Origin of the sequence: Cytophaga sp. FL35 (assembly GCF_014349235.1) — a bacterium.
Taxonomy (GTDB): domain Bacteria; phylum Bacteroidota; class Bacteroidia; order Flavobacteriales; family Flavobacteriaceae; genus Euzebyella.
In genome coordinates this window covers 189,129-209,198 of sequence record NZ_JACSOH010000002.1, presented here as the reverse complement: position 1 = coordinate 209,198, position 20,070 = coordinate 189,129, and the positions used below count along the sequence as shown (strand labels likewise).

Annotated in this window: 11 protein-coding genes; 4 read left to right on the top strand and 7 right to left on the bottom strand. The window is 41.6% G+C overall.

Annotated elements, in window-relative coordinates; genetic code table 11:
* Positions 1 to 65: 65 nt before the first annotated feature.
* The 4 genes from BIZ36_RS02135 to BIZ36_RS02120 all read left to right on the top strand — a co-directional run bounded on the left by BIZ36_RS02135 (position 66) and on the right by BIZ36_RS02120 (position 5,919).
* Entirely contained in the window at positions 66 to 923 is an 858-nt protein-coding gene (locus tag BIZ36_RS02135) for a fumarylacetoacetate hydrolase family protein (protein WP_187456212.1), read from the top strand.
* A 13-nt stretch (positions 924 to 936) separates the two neighbouring features.
* On the top strand, positions 937 to 2,403 hold the full coding sequence (locus tag BIZ36_RS02130; RefSeq protein ID WP_187456211.1) for an alpha-L-fucosidase: 1,467 nt from the start codon (positions 937 to 939) through the stop codon (positions 2,401 to 2,403).
* 77 nt (positions 2,404 to 2,480) lie between these two features.
* On the top strand, positions 2,481 to 3,812 hold the full coding sequence (locus BIZ36_RS02125) for an alpha-L-fucosidase (protein ID WP_187456210.1): 1,332 nt from the start codon (positions 2,481 to 2,483) through the stop codon (positions 3,810 to 3,812).
* A gap of 10 nt (positions 3,813 to 3,822) precedes the next feature.
* A complete protein-coding gene (locus tag BIZ36_RS02120) occupies positions 3,823 to 5,919 on the top strand; it encodes an alpha-L-fucosidase (RefSeq protein WP_187456209.1) in 2,097 nt (698 codons plus the stop codon).
* A 15-nt stretch (positions 5,920 to 5,934) separates the two neighbouring features.
* Here BIZ36_RS02120 and BIZ36_RS02115 read toward each other — a convergent pair whose 3' ends face one another.
* From BIZ36_RS02115 to BIZ36_RS02085, 7 genes are all read right to left on the bottom strand, one after another.
* On the bottom strand, positions 5,935 to 7,596 hold the full coding sequence (locus tag BIZ36_RS02115; protein WP_353616807.1) for a sulfatase family protein: 1,662 nt from the start codon (positions 7,594 to 7,596) through the stop codon (positions 5,935 to 5,937).
* 12 nt (positions 7,597 to 7,608) lie between these two features.
* Positions 7,609 to 9,036, bottom strand: a complete 1,428-nt coding sequence (locus BIZ36_RS02110; protein WP_187456208.1) for a glucoamylase family protein — start codon at positions 9,034 to 9,036, stop codon at positions 7,609 to 7,611.
* Positions 9,033 to 10,391, bottom strand: coding sequence for a glucoamylase family protein (locus tag BIZ36_RS02105; protein ID WP_187456207.1), 1,359 nt, complete (start codon positions 10,389 to 10,391; stop codon positions 9,033 to 9,035). The genes BIZ36_RS02110 and BIZ36_RS02105 overlap by 4 nt, the downstream gene beginning before the upstream one ends.
* A 53-nt stretch (positions 10,392 to 10,444) precedes the next feature.
* Positions 10,445 to 12,238 carry a LamG-like jellyroll fold domain-containing protein gene (locus tag BIZ36_RS02100; protein ID WP_187456206.1) on the bottom strand — a complete coding sequence of 598 codons (1,794 nt, stop codon included), beginning with the start codon at positions 12,236 to 12,238 and terminating at the stop codon, positions 10,445 to 10,447.
* A gap of 23 nt (positions 12,239 to 12,261) precedes the next feature.
* Positions 12,262 to 13,800 carry a RagB/SusD family nutrient uptake outer membrane protein gene (locus tag BIZ36_RS02095; RefSeq protein WP_187456205.1) on the bottom strand — a complete coding sequence of 513 codons (1,539 nt, stop codon included), beginning with the start codon at positions 13,798 to 13,800 and terminating at the stop codon, positions 12,262 to 12,264.
* Positions 13,801 to 13,812: 12 nt separating this feature from the next.
* Positions 13,813 to 16,851 carry a SusC/RagA family TonB-linked outer membrane protein gene (locus BIZ36_RS02090; protein WP_187456204.1) on the bottom strand — a complete coding sequence of 1,013 codons (3,039 nt, stop codon included), beginning with the start codon at positions 16,849 to 16,851 and terminating at the stop codon, positions 13,813 to 13,815.
* 260 nt (positions 16,852 to 17,111) lie between these two features.
* Positions 17,112 to 19,865: a helix-turn-helix and ligand-binding sensor domain-containing protein gene (locus BIZ36_RS02085; protein ID WP_187456203.1), complete on the bottom strand. Its 2,754-nt coding sequence runs from the start codon at positions 19,863 to 19,865 to the stop codon at positions 17,112 to 17,114.
* Between the last annotated feature and the right edge of the window lie 205 nt (positions 19,866 to 20,070).

Below are 20,070 nucleotides of genomic sequence, written 5' to 3'. Positions count from 1 at the left end.
ACGAAAGAATTACCTTAATTTTCAAGCTCAAAAAAGTGAGAACAACTTAAAACACTATTAGCAATATGAAATTAGTACGTTACGGAAAAAAAGGTGCGGAAAAACCAGGGGTTCAATTGGAAAATGGTACCCGTATTGATGTTTCTGCCTTTGGTGAAGACTTTAATGAGAATTTTTTTGGAGGAGACGGGATTGAGCGTTTGGGAAAGTGGCTCTTGGAAAATGAGGAATCCTGCCCAAAAATTGATGAGGATGCACGTTTGGCGCCTCCAATGACCAGACCGTCAAAAATAGTGTGTGTAGGATTGAATTATGCCAAACATGCTGAAGAAGGCGGAATGGCGGTACCCAAGGAGCCTGTGCTATTCTTTAAGTCTACATCGGCAATCGTGGGCCCTAACGATGATGTTGTCATTCCAAAGAATAGTGAAAAAACAGACTGGGAGGTGGAATTGGCTATTGTTATCGGTAAAAAAGCATCGTACGTTTCTGAGGAAAACGCTTTCGATCACATTGCAGGTTACGTTCTACATAACGATTATAGTGAAAGAGCCTTTCAGATTGAAAAAGAAGGGCAATGGTGCAAAGGAAAGGGTTGTGATACCTTTGCCCCCATAGGTCCCTTCATAGCTACCAAAGACGAAATTAAAGATCCTAACAATCTTAACCTTTGGTTGAAACTCAATGGGGAAAAAATTCAAGATAGTTCTACTTCAGATTTTATTTTCAATGTGCAACATGTGGTAAGTTACATCAGCCAGTATATGACTTTATTGCCTGGGGATATCATCTCTACAGGAACGCCTTCGGGAGTTGGTTTAGGTTTTAATCCTCCAAAATACTTGAAACCCGGAGATGTAGTAGAATTGGGAATAGAAGGTTTAGGAAGCTCCAAACAAATAGCAAAAGCATATTCAGAATAATAAAAAGTTGCGCATGAAATTTTTAGCCCCCACCAGTTTTTTGTTTTTATTTTTTGTTCAATTGATAAATGGCCAAGCCATTTATGAAGATGAAAGGTATGTTCCGGAAACGGACCCCTTGGTCCTGGAAAAACTGGACAAATGGCAAGATATTAAATTTGGACTACTAATGCATTGGGGGCCATATAGCCAGTGGGGCGTTGTGGAATCCTGGTCCATTTGCCCTGAAGAATATGGGTGGTGCGAACGTAAAAAGGGTTCCAGTCCTGAGAATTACTTTGCTTATAAAAAAGAATATGAGGGCTTACAGACCACTTTTAACCCAACGAAATTCAACCCTCAAAAATGGGCGAAGGCTGCTAAAGATGCTGGTATGAAGTATGTAGTTTTCACTACCAAGCATCATGATGGCTTTTCTATGTTTGACAGCAAGTATACGGATTACAAAATAACGGACCCCAAGACTCCATTTAGCTCCAATCCTAAGGCAAACATTACAAAGGAGGTTTTTGAAGCGTTTAGAAATGAAGGTCTATGGGCAGGAGCTTATTTCTCAAAACCGGATTGGAACGTTGATTCCTACTGGGATCCCTATTACCCGCCAAGGGATAGAAACGTGAACTATAGTCCGTCTGAAAACCCGGAAAAATGGCAGGAGTTTACAGATTTCACCCATAATCAAATATTAGAGTTGCTTACGGGCTATGGTAAGGTGGATATTTTATGGCTAGACGGAGGTTGGGTTGCCAAAACGCCCAAGTCCGAAATTACCAGCTGGTATGATGCACAATTGAAAGATAACGAAAGTGGCTACCTGAAAAACCGAATTGTCAACCAAGACATCAAAATGGATGAATTGGTTGAAAAGGCTAGAAAGGAACAACCCGGATTAATTGTGGTGGATAGGGCCGTTCACGGTAAAAACCAGAACTACCTAACGCCTGAGAACAGGGTTCCGGAAAAACCACTTCCTTATCCTTGGGAATCTTGTATAATTGCAGGTGGTGGATGGTCCTATTCCCCAAATGCTACCTATATGAGCGGTAGGGAAGCTGTACATACCTTGGTAGATATTGTAGCAAAGGGAGGCAACTTACTTTTGAATATCGCTCCCAGCCCGGAAGGAGAATGGGATGCCGGTGCGTATAAATTACTGGAGGAAATTGGTACTTGGATGAATGCAAATGACGAAGCCATTTATGGTACAGAGGCCATGGCCCCTTACAAATACGAAAATATATGCGTAACCTCTAAACCAACCGGGGAAACCTACCTTATTTATTTGGTGAAGGAAGGACAGGATAACATACCTTCCGAAATTTATTTTGAAGGTTGGGTACCAAAAGGAGGACGAGCGCAACTCGTAGGTTTCAATAAACGACTTAAATGGAAGAAGAGTGGCAAGGGAATAGTCATTGAAATTCCTGAGACTTTAAAACCGCAGCTTCTAAAAACAGAAGCATTCACGCTTAAATTTTAAAGAAAATTGGCTTTCGCTTTTTTAAGTGAAATAGATAGATTGAATTTCAGAGAGTTTGTAATTATAAATAAGAATAAATGCGGAAGTGGATTTTTGGTTTATCAATTTTAGCATCCTTCGCCCTGCAGGCTCAGATTACTGATTCCACAAAAAAGAAGGAGAAAATGCAATGGTTTAAAGATGCCAAGCTGGGTGTTTTTATTCATTGGGGACTTTACTCCGTGGATGGAATTGATGAGTCTTGGTCATTCTTTAACGGTTATATTTCTCATGAAGACTACTTAAAACAGACTTCAGGTTTTTCGGCTAAAAACTATCAACCAAAAGAATGGGCAAAGTTAATTAAGGAAGCAGGGGCAAAATATACCGTAATTACCTCCAAGCATCATGAAGGATTTGCCCTTTGGGATTCGAAATTAGGTGATTTTAATTCAGTTAAAAGTGCCTTGGCCAAACAGGATGTTTTAACCCCTTTTGTAGAGGCCGTTAGGAAGGAAAATCTAAAATTGGGAATCTATTACAGTTTGCCAGATTGGTCGCATTCAGATTATACCCATTTTACCCGTGATTCAATTAGGTACAAGGTACAGGATGAACCTAGCAGATGGAATAAATTCTTGAAACTTTATCAAGGTCAGTTAAAAGAACTTTCGGAAAATTACAATCCTGATTTATATTGGTTTGATGGGGATTGGGAACATAGTTCTGAGGAATGGGAAGCGCCCAAAGTTCGAAATATGTTACAAGAAAAAAATCCTGACGTAATTCTTAACTCCCGATTAAAAAATGAAGGTGATTATGATACTCCTGAACAAGGAATGCCCATTACTAGGCCTTCCAATCCTTATTGGGAACTTTGTATGACCATGAACAATTCATGGGGCTATCAAAAGAATGATTCGGATTATAAAACAACCGACCAGGTGATTGGAATATTTGCAGATGTCCTTACAAATGGAGGGAATCTACTTTTGGATATAGGTCCCAAAGGAGACGGGAGTATACCACAGGAACAAATAGCGATTTTAAAAGGTTTAGGTAGGTGGACACAAAAACACAATGAAGCCATCTATGGAACCATCGCCGGTATACCCAAAGAACATTTTTATGGGCCAACCACCCTATCTAAAGATAAAAAGACCCTTTATTTATTCGTTAAAGGTGATTCCAACGGGGAGGTAGTTCTCAGAGGATTGAAGAATAACATCAATCGAATTTATGTGGTGGGTCAAGGATCCAAAATCAACCACCAAGAAGTTGGCAAGGTGTATTGGAGCCATTATCCTGGCATTAAGTACATAAAATTGCCAAAACACGTATTAGATGAAAATATGACTGTATTGGCAGTAATGCTAGACGGTGAAGTAGACCTTTATAGGGAAAAAGGTTCTGTAATAGAAAGTAACTAATCCAATTACCATGATCAAAACCAAACTAATCGCAATTGCAATTTTTGGCCTTCTGTTTTCTTGTAAGACAGTGGAGCCTCCAAAACCAGTAGGTCCCCTACCTTCAGAAAGACAACTGGCGTGGCATGATTTGGAATATTACGCCTTCGTTCATTTTAACATGAACACCTTTACCGATATGGAATGGGGTCTGGGAGGCGAATCTCCTGAAACTTTCAATCCAACCGAATTGGATGTTAGACAATGGGCCAGAATCGCTAAAGAAGCAGGTATGAAGGGTATTATCATCACCGCCAAACACCACGATGGATTTTGCCTTTGGCCAACCAAGACTACGGAGCACTCCGTTAAAAATTCCCCTTGGAAAGACGGAAAAGGAGATTTAGTAAAAGACCTATCCGAGGCCTGTGAAGAATTCGGTTTAAAATTCGGAGTGTATCTCTCTCCTTGGGACCGTAATGACGCGGATTATGGCAAACCGGAATATGTAGCTCGGTACCATGAACAATTACGGGAGCTTTTAACCAATTACGGAGAGGTTTTTGAAGTTTGGTTCGATGGTGCCAACGGTGGAACCGGTTATTACGGAGGTGCCAATGAGGAGCGAAAAATTGATAATAAAACGTATTACGAGTGGGACAAGGTAACTGAAATTGTTCGCGAACTACAACCCAATGCCGTGATTTTTAGTGATGGTGGACCAGATATACGTTGGGTTGGAACAGAGGAAGGTTTTGCCAATGAAACCAACTGGAGCATCATGAGAAGGGATGAAATTTATCCCGGGTGGCCTAGATACAAAGAGCTACGTTCCGGTCACCAAGATGGAACCCATTGGTTGCCTGCAGAAGTAAATACCTCTATACGTCCGGGTTGGTATTACCATCCACGGGAAGATCATCAAGTAAAGAGCTTGGCCCGTTTGGTACAGACGTATTATGAGTCCATTGGTAGAAACGGGAGTTTTCTTTTGAACCTTCCTGTTGATACTAGGGGCTTAGTGCATGAAACGGATGAAAAACAACTGTTGGCTTTAAAGAAGCAGATTGATAAGGATTTTGCTACGGAGTTGGCCAAGGGAGTTACCGTTACAGCTACCGATGTAAGAGGTAATAGTGATTCCTACATGGCCGAAAACGTAAACGACGGCGATGAAAACTCGTATTGGGCCACCAATGAAGGCGTGACCAATGCATCCCTCACTTTTGAATTTAAGGAGCCTACCGAAGTAAACCGAATTCTTATACAGGAATATATTCCTTTAGGGCAGCGTGTTATCAAATTTTCGGTAGAAGCCGAAGTAGATGGTGTTTGGCAAAAAATTGACGAGCAGACTACGATTGGGAACAAGCGTATTTTACGTTTTGATACCGTAAAAGCTTCCAAGCTTAGAGTTGACTTTTTGGAATCCAAAGGTCCATTGGTTATCAATAATATCGAACTCTACAGAGCGCCTAATTTCTTGACCGCCCCGGATATTTCTAGGGATCGAGAGGGTACTGTTACGCTATCCGTTGCCGATGACAATGTGGAAATCTTCTATACGTTGGATGGTAGCGAACCTACTAACAAGAGCAATAGGTACACAGAACCTTTTATGGTAACCGAGGCAACCACTCTAAAGACCATTGGGTATGATGCAGAAACAGGAGACCAATCTGAAACCCAGTTGACATATTTGGATATTCCAAAGTCTGATTGGAAAGTGGTGAACGTTTCTTCCGGTAAATTGGAAGATGCCCATAAGCTGATTGACGAAAATCCAAATTCTTCGTGGGCTACCGAAGCCGGAGCAAAGTCCCCTCAAGAAATTGTAATAGATTTAGGAAAAACCTATTCCCTTACTGGTTTTACGTATTTACCTATTCAAGATAGATATCCTTTCGGAATTGTTACGGATTATGAATTTTCCGTTAGTACGGATGGTCGTAATTTTAAAACGGTGAGTAAAGGAGAGTTTGGGAATGTGGTCAATAACCGAATTCTTCAGACGATAAACTTTAATCCTGCCACTGCCCGATATATTAAATTAAAAGGCGTTATGGTAGACGGCGATGATTATCGAGCCTCTTTTGCTGAGGTTGGGGTGATCACTGCTCAAAAATAGACTTAGAAGAGGGGCTTAGCGTATCGCTTGGCCCCTTAATCTTTTAAATTGTTTTTCAGCCCGTTCTATAGTTTCTTTCGGGGCTTTTTCAAATTCTTTTTCGGTAACTCCATACGCTTTTTGTACACTGTCCAATTTTGCATGTAATTGTGTAATTACCTTTGAATATGCAGGGTCTTCTATTTTATTGTGAAGCTCCAATGAGTCATTATGTAAATCATAAAATTCCCACTGGTTTATATCGTCATAAAAGTGGATCAGTTTATAGCGCTTGGTCCTAATACCATAATGTTTTTTGACCATGTGAAAGGCGGGGTAATCATAGTAATGGTAATAGACCACATCCCTAAAATTATCATCGGAAATACTACCATCTAGTAGTGGTCTCAACGATTTTCCCTGCATCTCATTTCCTAATTCCGAATTATCCGCGTAATCCAACATGGTTTGGGCAAAGTCCAGATTTTGTACCAAGCCATTAACTTTGGTGCCCGCTTCAATTCTATTGGGCAATTGCATGAGCAGAGGGGTGCCAAATGAGGTTTCGTACATAAATCGCTTATCGAACATTCCTTTTTCACCCATATAGAAACCTTGATCGGAGGTATAGATGACCAAGGTGTTTTCAGCTAGTCCATTCGTGTCCAGATAATCCAACAGTTTTCCTACGCCTTCGTCTACTGAGGCTATGGTAGCCATGTAATCCTGTAAGTAACGTTGTCCTTTCCATCTTGCCAATTCCTCCCCGTGCAGGTCAGCTTCCCAAAAAGAATTGTTTTTTTGGAGGTAAGCAGTATCCCAAATTTTTCGTTGTTCCGGGGACATTCTTTCAAAATCGGTCGTCCATGGATTGTGGGCCAGTTCCGTGCTCCCGAATTCCTTGCTTAATTTTAAATCGTGCCCTTCATACATATCCTCATAAATGGTCTGAAGTTGGGCTTCGGCGGCAGGTTGATTTTCCAATTTGGGAAAATAGGTTTCCGGTAATGGAAAGGTTACGGAGTCGTATTTGTTTAAATGCCGCAGGGCAGGCATCCAATTGCGATGGGGTGCCTTGTGGTGGACCATCATAAAGAAGGGAACTGAATCTTTTCGTTTGTTTTGGAGCCAGTCCAATGCATCGTTCGTAATTATATCCGTAGCATAGCCTTCTATTCTCGTGGTATCGCCGTTAGCTATAAAATCCGGATTATAATAATTTCCTTGATCCACAATTATTTTCCAATGGTCAAAGCCTTTTGGGTGCCCATGCAAATGCCATTTTCCAAAAATGGCGGTTTGGTAGCCTACGGTTTGGAGCATTTTTGGTAGGGTAGGCTGGTTCCCATCAAATTGATCTCCATTTTGCCTGAACCCGTTAAGGTGACTGTGTTTTCCGGTAAGGATCACGGCCCTACTGGGGCCACAGATAGAGTTGGTCACATAACTGTGGGTAAAAAGGGCCCCGTTTTTTGCCAGCCTGTCGATATTTGGAGTAGGCGCCAATTGGCTGATTGGGTGACCGTAGGCGCTAATGGCTTGTAGGGCATGGTCATCTGCCATCATAAAAATAATATTCGGTCTTTCTTCTTTTTTTTCGGCAAGGGGTTCTTCTCGTTGTTTGCAGGCTGAAATAAGCAACAGAAATAGAAGAAAATACCTGACAGGGAGATTCAGTTGTATTTTATGAAAAAGCACAATGTAGATTTTTTAAATTGAATAGGTGAAACCTAAGGCATCCAGCCCTTTTTGTATGGATGGATTTTGCATGAATAAATTCCACAATAGGCCACTGCGATGGTTTTCTATCATGATGATGATGGGGCCTTGGTCAATTGCCAAGTAAGCTTCTGCCACCCAAAAGTCATGTTCAGGGCTAAAAGCATCGTAGAATCCTGCTGGCCCTACTAATTTGTCCTTATGGGAATAAAAATAACGTAAGGCATTTAGGGATTCTGTTGGTGTGTATGGAATCGAACTTATAGCCGCCGTTGGGGAAATGATACCTGTATCATTGGACGGACTATGGGCATTGTAGCCCAGACTGCCATCGGTATTCCTCGAATAACTTGCAGTAAGTCCCCAGCAATCTTCCCCGTAATCAGCAAATTTCTTTGGATTTTCTACACAGTAATTGTAGTTGATTTTAGAATGGTTGACGTTTACGTCCCAATAGTTGTTGTAAGCATCCGAAAGCCCGTTTGGGTTTAGGCCTAGATAAGAATAGTGTGCCCAAAATAAAGGCCCGCCCTTAGGGGCATTTCCGGCATGGTCCACCCAAAGGGGAAGGCCGTAGGCCGTAGCACTACTTACGATACTTCCATTGGATGCCCACCCATTATCGTATACCTGTTTTCCGATTCCGAAGTTTTCTGAAGCCGCCGCCATCACGTAAGTAATCAGCACTTCATTATAGCCTTTAAGTTCTAGACCTATATCAAAACCAAAATCAGGATTCCAATGCCAGTATAAGGTGTTTTGATTCTGGGTAAACCAATTCCATTCAACACCTGTCCAAAGGGCTTCCGCTTCTTGGGAAATAAGTTGCTCTTCTTCAGTGCCATTTTTAAAATATTCTTGAATACAAATCAAACCTTGAGCTAGAAAAGCTGTTTCTACCAAATCGGCTCCATTATCCTTCTCGCTAAAAGGTCTTACCTTGCCAGTGGTACCATCGAGCCAATGGGGCCATGCACCGTGAAAACGGTCGGCATTATCCAGGAAATCGAGCATCTTTGTTAATCTTCCTGTGGCATCTGATCGTGAGATAAAACCTCGCTCTACACCTACAATAATGGCCATAAGACCAAAACCTGTACCACCAATGGTAACGGTATTGGGGTCATTAAGGGGCTCGTTAGGATGAAAGCGTTCCCGAGCGCAACCAGATTCGGTTTGGGCGTAATCCCAAAAATATTTAAAGGTTTCCTTTTGGGTGAAATCTAAAAGTTCTTCATCGGAAATATCTACAGGAGTCTCGTCTTCAACTTCCTCTGTGTCATCATCCTCTTCCTCTTCGGTGGGAGTTTCAATAGGGCTTTCTGGTAGTTCAGATTCACCAATAGGGGCTGCGCCATCGTCCCCAGAGCAGGAAAATAGTAAAATGACTATAAAGATGGAGAAGCAAAACTCTTTCATTTTCTCATCTTATAAGAAAAACCAAGTTTGTCCAATCCCCTTTTAAGGTCTTCATTTTCCATAAAAAGCTTCCAGAAAAGGCCGCTTCTGTAATTTTCTATCATAACGGGAATAGGTCCTTGGTCAATCGCCAAATACCTAGGTAAATACCAATCGTGCTCTAGGCTAAACGCATCGTAGGGTCCATATTTTCCTATTAACGAATCTTGTTCGGTATAAAGGTGCCTTAAGAATTGCTGACTTTCTTCAGGGGCATAGGGCATGGAAGAAAGGGCAGCAGTGGGAGAAATAACTCCGAGGTCTTGATCAGGCCGGTGCCCTGCATACCCCTTTATGGAATAGCTAGAGGTCAATCCCCAAAGGTTTTCACCATATCCTTCAAAATTACTGGGATTTTCTACTGCATGTTTGTATTGAATGAGCGTGTGATTGACATTCAATTTCCAGTAATCCGCATATTGGTCCGTAAGTCCATTAGGGTCTAGACCCAAGTAGGAATAGTGTGCCCAGAACATTGGGCCTACTGGAGCCTTGTCATGCTCATAATGGTTTAGTTCTGTCTCCAGTCCGTAGTACACGGTATCCTTGGCAATTTCACCGCCAAGGGCCCAACCCTCCTCATATACCTCCTTGTTAATAGAGTGGGTGGGTGAGGCCGCTGCCAAAATGTACATGATCAGCGCTTCATTATAACCACCAACGGGAAAATTCATTTCCCACTCGTATTCGGGAGACCAGTGCCAGTATAGAACGTTTTCGCCTCCTTTGGTGTACCAATCCCACTCAACTTCTTCCCAAAGCTTTTGAATCTTCTGGGCGAGCTTCTTTTCGCGCTCGTTTCCATCTTTGAAATATTCTTTGACGGTAAGCATCCCTTGAACCAGAAAGGCCGTTTCAACGAGGTCTCCGCCATTGTCTTTTTGGCTGAAAGGGGTCATTTTTCCATCAGGGGTAAGCCAATGGGGCCAGGCACCGTAAAATCTATCCGCTTTTGCGAGAAAGTCGATGGCTTTTTCATATCGTTCCAAAGCTTGTTCGCGAGTGATAAAATCTCTTTCTACACCTACAAGTATGGCCATAAGGCCAAAACCGGAGCCACCAATAGTGATGATGTCCTTATCATGCGCCGGATAAATATTATCCATATGAATCCGTTCTCGGGCAAGGCCGGAAACCGGTTCTGCACCGCCCCAGAAATAATCAAAGGTCTGTCGCTGAACAGAGTCTAACAATTGTTCATTGGTCATGTCGGCATTCGTGGCCGATGTCTCTGCTACTTTTTCTTTTTTAGAAGAATGGCCACCGCAACCAACTAACAACGATGTGATGGCCATTGCTAAGATAAATAACCTCATAAAGATGCTATTTACATTGAAATTAACTAACATAAGCTAACAACTCAACTGTTTTATAAATCTTGATTTCTTATTGCTTGAATTTCTTCAGGTGTTAAAGCTTTATCAAAAAAGCGTAGCTCATCGATAAAACTTTGGTCTGATAGGTGCCCCCATTCTGTAAATCTGGGAGCTCCAGAGCCAATGGAGAAGAGGTCGCATCCGGCCCAATCCAATGGTGCGCTTAGCGTATTGGAGGCCACTGCCTCTCCGTCAAAATAAATGGTGGCCGTATTTTCTGAAATGGTAATGGCCATGTGAACCCATCCGGATCCTGTAGGGTCAAAAGCGGCGGCATCCCCACCGTCTACCCAAACTTCTGCATCTCCTGTTCCTACGTTCAATTTAAAGATTTGTCTTGTAGCATCTCCTTCCCTCAAGAATCGGAAACCACTGGTACGCAAGTTTTGCACGTCTGGATAACCTTCTTTTTCAGTGTCTTCCGGCCCGGCAACCAAAATACCTGCTCGGCCCGGTTCAGGATTTACCTTGTACCAGAAAGTAGCACTAAAGGTATCGGAGGTTAAACCAGTGGAAGGGTAGGTGAGGTAGGAACCTTCGGCTCCAGCATAGGCGTCATTACCCGCTGCACCTTCTGCTGCAAATTTGGGATCACCAACAATGTCTGCCTCGGTATCGGTAAATAGGTTTTTATAATCGCCATCGAATGGCATGTAGAACTTTTCACCATTGAAAGTCGGTGGGTAATCTGAAATCACAATTCCAGAATCATCCATAATAATTTGTTGGACTTCTTCTTGGCTGATGGCTCTGTCAAATATCCGGAGTTCATCCATCATACTTTGGTCTGATAAATGATTCCATCCAGAAAAATTAGGTGCGCCGGACATGATGGAAAGTACATTAACGTCCGTCCAGTCAATACCGGAAATTTCGTCAATTCTTACGAGTTGCCCGTCTATAAAAAGTGTAGAATTTGTTTGAGAGATGGAAATGGCAATATTTACCCACTCATCCCTATTTGGGTCAACCTCTGCGACTTCCCAACCATTCAGGGGTGTGTTTGAGTCTCCCGTTCCTACATTTAGTACTATTTTCTGATTTCCATTAGAATTTTCACGGAATAGACGGAATCCGCTAGTAAGTACATTTCCTCCGGTTTCGTTCAATGGCGGACTCATGGCCAAAATACCTGCCCGATCCGGTACGGCATTTAACTTAAGCCAAAAAATAGCACTGAATTCGGCATTTTTAAATCGCTCTGGATCTAGGGTTAAATAGGCGCCTTCCGCACCTAAGTAAGAACCGCTGCCCGCTAAAGTCTCTTCACTGGTAAGAGGAGTGCCATTTTGGGCGGCTTCTTCAAAGCTTAAAAGGTCTACAAAACCTCCGTCAAAGGGCATGTACAGAAGTTCTCCGTCGTATTTGGAGATGTAAGCCGGTTCCTTCGTGAAATTTACGGTTTCTGTGGTGCTTTTCCCGTCAAGGTCCGTAGCGACTACCGAAAGTTCGTGGGAACCATCTGCCAGTTGGTCGTAAACCAAGTCGTCAACTATAAGCTTACGATAATCTACAAAATTGTTATAGGTACTTAATCGTACTCCGTTCAGCCATACCTCTACGGAGCCTAGCTCAATATCATCTTGTGCTTCAAATTGGATGGTAATGGTGGCCAATTCTTCGTTGACTTTAACGGCCGCCCCCTCAGAGGGGGAACTTATTTGTACTGAGGGTGCCGTAGTATCAGGGCCCGGGTCAACTTCTGTCAAGGAGTCAATACCTTGCTCACAGGAATTCAAGACAAGCAAGCCTATAAGGCCCAGCAGAATATTATTAAATGTTTTCATATTATTTGAGTTGAGTTATGTTGTTAATTTCCTAGGATGGGAAACTGGTCTATCTGTGCCTGAGGATAGGGTAAATAGGTTTTTGCCTCCGTAAAAGTGCGACCATCATAGTTGAGCTCATCAAATCTATTTAAGCGGATGAGGTCATAGTACCTTTTTCCCCACTCCATAGATAATTCCGCGAATTTTTCATCTATGACGTCGTCTAACGTCACACCGCTTAATGGAGGCATTCCTGCTCTTTCCCTAACTAAATTTACAGCTTGGTCAGCAGATAGGGCATTTCCCGAGGCACCTTGGGTAAGTGCTTCGGCATACATCAACAGGATTTCGGCATACCTTATTACCGGATAGTTCTTATTACTGCCATAGGCTGTTCTACCTTCTATTAATTGGTTGGAAGGTAAATAGTGTTTTCCGCTAGAGAATAAGGCGCGGGCAAAATCATTGATTACATCCCCATCTCGGGTCGTTTTGCTAACAAATGACGGTAAGGTGCTATAATCAGGATCCGATTGTAATTGGGCAATGCCTTCATCAGTAAAAAGCACGCTGGTTTCTAATCGAACCGTCTCACCTCGATCTAACATGAACTTTATAAATTTAAAGCTAGGCTCAAAAAAGCCCCATCCGCTATTACTACCTTCTACTGCCGGAGTCCAGTTTTGTGGCCCGTAGGGGGCGTACAGATGGGCGAATCTATCACCTTCACCTTGATTAAAATCTGAATATTGAAGGTCTAAAATACTTTCATCGCTTAATTTCCCCGGAGTTTTAAAAAGCTCATAGTAATCTGGGTATAGGCTGAATTTGCCAGAGGAGACGATTTGACCCGTAGCATCTGCAACAACTTGGTAATTTTCCAATTCTTGGTTGGCCAATGCCTTCACGGCAAGAGCTGTAAATCTGGTAACCCCGCCTTCTAGATCAGTGCGTTCGTTAGGGCGTACATTTGGAAGTAATGGAATGGCCAAATCCATCTGATCGGAGATATGTTGCATCACCTCTGTTTTGGAAGGTACACTCTCAAGTTCCAATAGCAGTTCCGTATCCGAAGATTCAGGAATAAATACATCCCCGTATACTTGGGATATCTGAAACAACATCATCGCTCTCAACACCTGAATTTCAGCTATGTATTGGTTTCCCAAAGCAATTTCCGACTCATTTCCGAACTCTTGGTAACGTGTAATTTGTTCCATGGCCGTATGTGCAGATATCACATCGGCATAAATATTTTCCCATAGGGAGTTGACCATCCAGTGGTCTTTACTGTAGTTGAATTTATCCATCTCGGAAAATTCGGGTTGGTCACCCAGACCTCCTGCATTTACATCATCTCCACGAACGGCTATGATCAATGGCTGTTCCCAACCTCTGGAATAAAATGCCTCATAGGCACCCACGGTAGATTGAATCATTCCAGAAGCATCCGTAAAATCCGTACCTCCTGCAAAGTTGTTGTTTAGTTCTGGCTCATCCAGTTTGTCCGTACAAGCGCCTATCCCTACAACTGCTAAAATTGCTAGGATCCATTTCGTATTAGTTATCAATAGTTTCATAGTTGCAATTTTTTAGATCTTAATATTTACGCCAAGGGTATAAATAGCTGGTATAGGATACGTTTCATTATCCACTCCATTGGATACCTCTGGATTAAAACCGTTATAGTCAAAAATGGTTAAAGGCTTTTCTGCGGTCACATAAACTCGTGTTTGGGGAATGCCTTTAAGAGCACCACCTTTATTGATGGTATAGCCGAGCGTTAAATTTTGGATTCTGAAGAAATCTCCTTTTTCAATAAAGAAGTCGCTTAATTGCTGGTTCCAACCTTTTCTGATACCAGCAGAAGAAGGGTAGCTGTTAGAGGTACCTTCACCATGCCAGCGGTTGACGGCAAAATCACGGTCCCAATTGGTGTCATTGGTAAAAATGACCTCGCCCCGTTTACGGTTGAGAATGCTGTTTCCTCCTTGTCCCATCGCTGCAGCGGAAAAATCCCACGCCTTATAATTGAAACCAAGGTTAAAACCGAAAGAATAAGTAGGTAAATAATTTCCTAACATCACCCGGTCGTCAGCTGTAATACCTTCCACACCATCTTGATCCTTAAACTTTAGGTCACCAGGAACAATCGTCCTACCATTGTCTATTTCAAACTGCGCTGAAGGGTCAGCATCAATTTGAGCTTGGGTTTGATAAACTCCATCTACTTCAAGACCAAAAAATGAGAAAACGGGGTCTCCAACCCTGGTTCGTTGTCTAAATTCTGCAGAACCGGTATCGATATAAGGTTCCCTGTCCGTATCCAAGACTTCATTGTTTAAAGTTGCAAAATTGGCTCCTACGGAATAGCTGAAATCTTCGGAAACCTGATCACTCCAATTAAGAGCCAATTCAAAACCTTGATTTCTGATTTCGCCAACATTTTGACGTGTGGCATCAGGAATTAAGGGAACTTCAATAGGAATAACTGCGTCTTTGGTATCGCGAACATAATAATCCGCTTCCAATGATAATTTGTTATTGAAGGTTCTAGCGGAAATACCGGCATTGATTTCTTCCGTGACTTCCCACTTGAGCGAAGTGAAATTACTAGTCGTGTTTACACCGTTTACCATGGTATCTCCAAAAGCCGTGGTGACTACGGTAGAAGTAATTGCACCCTCGCTTCCTGGCACTTTATCATTCCCTAGTTTACCCCAGCTACCGCGTAATTTCAGGAAGTCAAATATGCCGTTGTTTTGCATAAAATTCTCTTCGGAAACAACCCAACCAGCACCAATGGTGGGGAAATACCCCCATTTTTCTTGGTATTTATTGGTGCCATCCGCACGATAGGTACCATATAACAAGTATTTATTAGCGTAGTTATAGGAAACCCTTCCAAAGAAAGATAAACCGTATTCACGCCTGCCGTCATCTCCCACATCATCTTGAACAATGGTCTGGGCTTGGTCTAAATAGTAAGCTTCCTCCCCTGATAATGGAAAATTGAGGCCTTTTGCTTGCAGTTGTTCGTACGATTCATCACGAAAAGATGATCCTGCCAAAACGGTGAAGTTATGGTCTCCATAAGAATCGGTAAAAGTTAGAGTGTTGTCCCAGATTTGGTTGGAGTAGGTTTCATTACGTTTTACGAGTTCTGCATTTTCACGCTGAAATCCGTTTCCTATGAAATAAGGTAAACGTACTTCTCTTCTTTCAATCGTTTGGAAATTATGATTGTAGGCCGTTTTAAATGTTAGTTTTTCAGGAACTATTTCTACTTGAGCATAAAAATTGGCGAGTACATTCCTGATTTTAGAACGGAGTTCACTATTGTCCATGGTAGGAAATGGGTTTTGTCCACCTCTGTATCCTAAATCCTGTGCATTGGCATGGTTGGTTGGGAATACCGCTTCATTATTTGCCAAGTTGTTGTCAAAAACGGGCAGAATAGGTACTGCATAATAGGCCAAACGAAAGGCTGAATTTTCGGGATCAAAGCGAGTGGCGTTGCTGATGACGGCATTCCCTCCAATTGTAACCCTGTCATTCACTTTAAAATCGATTTTACTTCTAAGGTTGAAGCGCTCGTATTCATTTTTCATTTTGAGAATACCTTGTTGCTCAAAATAATTGGCTCCAATGGCATAGGTAGCATTTTCACTACCTCCGGTGACACCAAGACTGTGGTTTTGAATAAGGGCTGGCCTCAAAATTTCATCATACCAATCGGTATTGACATTGGGTACGTTGGGGTTGATTCTGCTTCTACCATACCGCTGCATGGCATTGTCAATAAACTGAATATCGGGTGCGGATCCTGACTCCCTTGCTAAGGTGGCGAATTGCTCAGAGTTGGCCAGCTTGAGTATATTTTGTGCTACCTGAAAGCCTGAGTACCCATCATAGGTAATCTCGGATTTTTTATTGTAGGCACCGGATTTGGTTTCAATCAATACTACACCGTTGGCTGCCCTAACACCATAAATTGCCGCTGCAGAGGCATCTTTTAAAATGGAAATGGAGGTAATGTCGGCGGTGTTGAGGAAATCAATGTTGTCAAAGAACATTCCGTCGACCACATATAAAGGACCGGATGCTCCTGTATCATAGGAACCAATACCGCGGACCCTGATGGTAGGCCCTTGACCTGGGCTACCATTGTTCACTACCTGCAAACCCGCCACTTTCCCTTGTAGCGCCTGCATAGGAGATGCCGTAGGCGTTGCGGATATTTCTTCCGCCTTTACCGTGGTAATGGAAGATGTAAGGTCTTTGGATTTCATTTCTCCATAGCCAATGACCACTACTTCGTCCAACGCTTGTGTGTCTTCTTGCAATGAAACGTTTATAGTGGTTTGATTGTTAACCGATACGTCTTTGGAGGTAAATCCAATATAACTTACGGAAAGTGTGGCTTCTGGTGCTACATTGGTAAGTGTGTAGACTCCATCGAAATCCGTTTGGGTACCTGTTGTGGTTCCTTTGACCACAACACTAGCCCCTGGTAAGGGAGCCCCGTCTGCATCACTTACAGTTCCAGAAACCGAAATACCAGACTGTGCATACATGCCTAAATGAAGCATAAATATACAGATAGGTAAAAAATAGCCTCTTATTTTCATGATAGTTTAAAAATTGAATTGATATTTTATTAAGTCGTCAAGTTGTTCGCAAGGTATAAAAAGGGGATGTTGAGAAAATTTTAAGAACATACATAAAAACTACATCAGCACAATATGGGCTTACAAAGCCTTTCTTTCAAGGATATTGCAGTAGTTTTAGATGTTACGTAATCTTTAATTTTAACACTGTGATGTAGTGTTGATGTAGTAGGATAATAAGGTGAAAATCAGAATTATGTGCTCTATCGCGTTTGAAGAGCTTATTGTTTGTATTGGATAAGGTAGTTGGATAAGTTTTGAGAGCTATCTATTCCCAACTTCTTTCGTAAACGGTACCTGTGGATTTCAACTCCTCTTACCGTGATGGCCATTAAGGGAGCAATTTCCTTAGTGGATAAATTCATTTTAAGATATGCACAGAGTTTGAGATCCTTTGGGGTGAGCTTTGGATACTCTTTTAATAAATTTTCGAAAAAGTCATTATGGAGTTCCTTAAAGTTGACTTCAAATTGCTGCCAATCTTCATCTTCATTTATGGAACTGTCCAATTTCTTTGTTAAGGAGCGGTAGCGTTGTTTATTTTTAAAGGCATCCTTGTTCAATACCATGAGGTCTTTTAGTTCCAAAATGAGTTCGTTCTTTTTTGCAACGCTCATAGTGGTCCTGGCAAGCTCGTTTTGTTTATTCTTAATTTCTTTTTCCAATCTATCTTTTTCTAATTGGGCCAAGCGCTCATCTTGTTGTTGTTCAAGTTTAATTTGTAAAGCTAATTGCTTTCTCTTCAGTTTTCTTTGATTGTACCATCGGATTAAGAGAATTATCGATAACAATACAATCAAATAAGCGAGTATGCTATATGTACTAAGGAACCAGGGAGGTGCAATACTTAGCTGCACTAATTTTGGCTCGGAAATCTTATTGTCCATACTTACTGTATGAAGCTTCAAGATATAATCTCCGTAGGGTAAGTTTTGAAAAGTGATGTTACCGTTACTTTTATACTTTTTTTGCGATAGCGGACCCTTTAATTCGTAATAGTATCTGGGCTTTATTAGATTTGGAGAAGCTACTTGAAGTTGGATGTCGCTCGCATATTTATACGGTATCGCAAAAGCGGAATCAGTTGTTGCGTAACTCTGATGACTATCTTTGAAATAAGATAACACGGGAGCATTGGAACGTAGGTTAGATAAATTTCTCTGTAGTTTGCTTAAGTTCAATTGTGCGAAACCATCACTCAATGTAAGCAGATAAATGGAGTCGTTTCTTTTGGAAATGTGTTCCATATCGGGAACGAGTCTTTCGTTCAATTGGGATTTACCAATAGAAATATGTTGATCCTTGAGATTGGTATAAATCAGTTCCTTGTTTGGCTTATTATCTATAAACCAGAAATTATCACCATCCGAATAAATTAAGGATTTGTCGTTATACGCCTCAAACTCCTTAAAAAGATTGATTTCTTCAATTATTGGGTCATACTTGAACCATTTTCCATCGCTCTGTATGATAATCTGATTTTTAATCCGATACAGTTTTACCTGATAATTGTTGGGAAGTACATCTGGACCAAATTCTTTTTTATCCGTGACCTTCTCCAAATTGTCATCTAGGCCAAATCTAAATAGCCCTTTGTAGGGGTGAGCGGCCCAGAGAGTGCGCCGATCTTCAAAACATAATTGTTTAACGGGAAAGTCGATGCCAAAAACTGGCCTGGCAGACCAATCCTCATCACGCTTATCAAAGAGAGCTACCCCAGTATATGTTCCCTGTAAATAAAGGTTGTTGCTCTCAGGGACTTTAACAAATTGATACCCTCCGGCAATATGGGATATTTGGTCCAAAGACTTGGATTGAACCCTAAATGTTCCTGCGTTATGCCCGGCCATGACATCTTTCTCTATTAGCTCCATATCCCACACATGACCTTGTGATCCAGGAATGAACTCTAAATCATTTCCCAAAAGCTGAAAAATGCCGGTATTACTTCCTAGATAAGAATTTTTGCCTTGAATGACGATATCGTGCGTGGTGCCTAAAAGGCCGGAGTAATCCGTAAAATAAGTGATGGCGGAGTTGTTTCCGATCCGGTCAAGTCCATTTTCCAACCCGGCCCATATCTGATCTTCAAATTTGGTTAGGGACAGGACCGTATTGTTTTGTAACCCTGTTGCCCTGTTGAGGTTTTTAATGGTCCTATCATTTATATCGTACAGATATATTCCGTTTTTTATGGTTCCGAATGCCAATTCTTGGTCAGATAGCACCTCTACTTTATTCAATTGATGTTGCTTAAGTAGCGCGTTGATATTGGTTTCCAATGCGGTTGCTTCGCCATCAAAGTAAAAGTAAGCACCTTTTAATTGGGTGCCAATGAGCAGCTTATCTTTAAAACTGTTCATGCTTATAATCGTAGCGTCATTGAAAACGCTTGGGGTTGCGAGGGGTTTTAATTGTTCATCCTCAAGTAAAAACAATCCTTTGGATTTTGAGGCAACATAAATTTTGTTACTATGAATTGCAATATGGGTTACCGTAAAGCCAGGCTGTACAACATTTATTTGATTGTTGGAATAAATATAGATGGCCGAAAAAGACCTAAAGATAATTTGGTCTCCAATGGGTAGAATTTGCCAGAACTCCTCATTTGTAAAAGTGTGATTCGTAATTAAATGCGTTAGGGAGGTGTATTTGAAAATACCATTCGGTTCTTTTTTCCAAAATCCGAATTCCTCATAGGAACCTGTATAAATTCTATCTCCAATACATTTTACGGATCTTATAATAGTAGCATTGGGCAGCTTGTAAAGTGTCCATTCTTCTCCATTAAAATAAAGCAGACCTTTATCATTCGCAGAAAAAAGCTCGCCCTTTTCGTTGGTAGACAATCCCCAATTTTGTCCCGCTGCATTGTATTCAAATGCTTTATAATTATAAATGGGGGGTAGGAGGTTTTGTCCCACTAGTAAAATGGGTACGACCAAAAAGAAAAAGGAGAGTAGCCGCGTAATCATGACCCGAGCTTGAAGCAATTTTAGTTCAATATTTTGGATGGTTACCTAATTTACAAAAAAGCAAAGATGTTGTTTTTAGGAAAACTATCCTATTTACAAATTGCTTCCGCTCAAAAATTTATCCTATAGCATCCTATGTTATGAAGAATCCTTCCTTAATTGCGATGATAAGCTATGCCCTAAGATTAGGTTAATTTTGAAATAT